This window comes from Nocardia sp. NPDC004260 (genome assembly GCF_053603155.1).
In genome coordinates, this window is sequence record NZ_JBSGEZ010000284.1 from 1 (window position 1) to 1,110 (window position 1,110).

The 1,110-nt window shown below is 67.0% G+C and carries 3 protein-coding genes; all 3 read right to left on the minus strand.

Going from position 1 to position 1,110, the window contains the following annotated elements:
* Nucleotides 1–13 precede the first annotated feature (13 nt).
* From ACWEO7_RS39670 to ACWEO7_RS39680, 3 genes are read right to left on the minus strand one after another with little or no spacing between them, the layout of a single operon-like run.
* Nucleotides 14–535 (minus strand): IS630 family transposase, encoded by a 522-nt coding sequence (locus ACWEO7_RS39670; protein WP_452431026.1) that lies wholly within the window; start codon nucleotides 533–535, stop codon nucleotides 14–16.
* A complete protein-coding gene (locus tag ACWEO7_RS39675; protein WP_452431028.1) occupies nucleotides 436–711 on the minus strand; it encodes a helix-turn-helix domain-containing protein in 276 nt (91 codons plus the stop codon). Before ACWEO7_RS39675 ends, ACWEO7_RS39670 begins: the two co-directional genes overlap by 100 nt.
* Nucleotides 708–1,067, minus strand: a complete 360-nt coding sequence (locus ACWEO7_RS39680) for a helix-turn-helix domain-containing protein (protein WP_452431030.1) — start codon at nucleotides 1,065–1,067, stop codon at nucleotides 708–710. Before ACWEO7_RS39680 ends, ACWEO7_RS39675 begins: the two co-directional genes overlap by 4 nt.
* Nucleotides 1,068–1,110: the final 43 nt, after the last annotated feature.

Here is a 1,110-nt window from a genome sequence, read left to right on the forward strand (position 1 = left end):
TATTGAACCGTAACTATTGGGTTTCCTTCAGGCTCGTGTAGCGGATGTGGGGCGCGCGGAAGTAGCCGCGGACGGTGTCGGGTTGGCGTTGGCGGCGATGCAGCAACCGGCGGGTTTCCCGGGCGAGGTCGTCGGTGGAGCGGGCGCGAGCGGCGTGGACGTGCCGTTTGATGTCGGCATTGAGGATCTCGTCCGGGTTGAGTTCGGGGCTGTAGCCGGGCATCAGGTGCAACTCGATGCGGTGGGTGTTTTCGGTCAGCCACGCAGTCACGGCCTTGCTGCGGTGCACCGGGTGCCGGTCGGCGATCACATGGACCTTGCGTCCGGCTTGACGGGCCAGCCGATCCAGGAATGTGATGAACACCTTCGCGGTGAACCGGCCGGTGAACACCGAAAACCACAGTGCACCACGAAAAGCGACTGCAGACATGACGTTCACACGCAGGCGCTTGCCGTTGACCCGCACCAGCGGAGTGCTGCCCTTCGGTGCCCAGGACCGGCCCGGCGGAGCGGTGTCGCTGCGCAGTGCCCGCACTGATCAGCCCATGCCACCACGGCGTTCTCGCCGCGGGCGCGGGCAGCGATGGCGGGATAGGAGACCTCCAGCCACTCGGCCACCTTCTCCGGTTTCTGCCGGTAGGACCGCCGCGCCGGGCGTTGCGGGGAAAACCCGTGGCGGCGCAGCCATTTGCCCACACCCTGCTCGGTCATGACGACGCCGACGACATGCGGATCAACTCGGCGACCAGCGCGCGGGTCCACAACGGGCCGCCGATCAACAACTCCTCGGGGGTGTAATCGGCCATCGCGGTGAACAGCACCGCGCGGTCCTCGGCACTGATCGCCTCGCCCCGCCCGGTACGCGACTTCACCGGAGCAGCAAGCGATTCCCGCCCCCCAGCCTGGTACTTACGCCACCAGGTCCCCACCGACCACCGCGAGACCCCGAACATCTCGGCGGCCTCGCGGTAGCCGCTCACCCGTCCCGACTCCAGCGCGGCCACCACCCGCAGCCGCACCACCTCCAGCGCAGCAGGCGACAACCGCCGCAGGTCCACATCACCCACACACCCTCAACGACCAAGGCAACCAAGAAGTTTCGGTTCAATA

Excerpts from the sequence above, each read along its gene's own strand:
- ACWEO7_RS39675 (WP_452431028.1), bottom strand. The coding sequence starts at position 711 with ATGACCGAGCAGGGTGTGGGCAAATGGCTGCGCCGCCACGGGTTTTCC.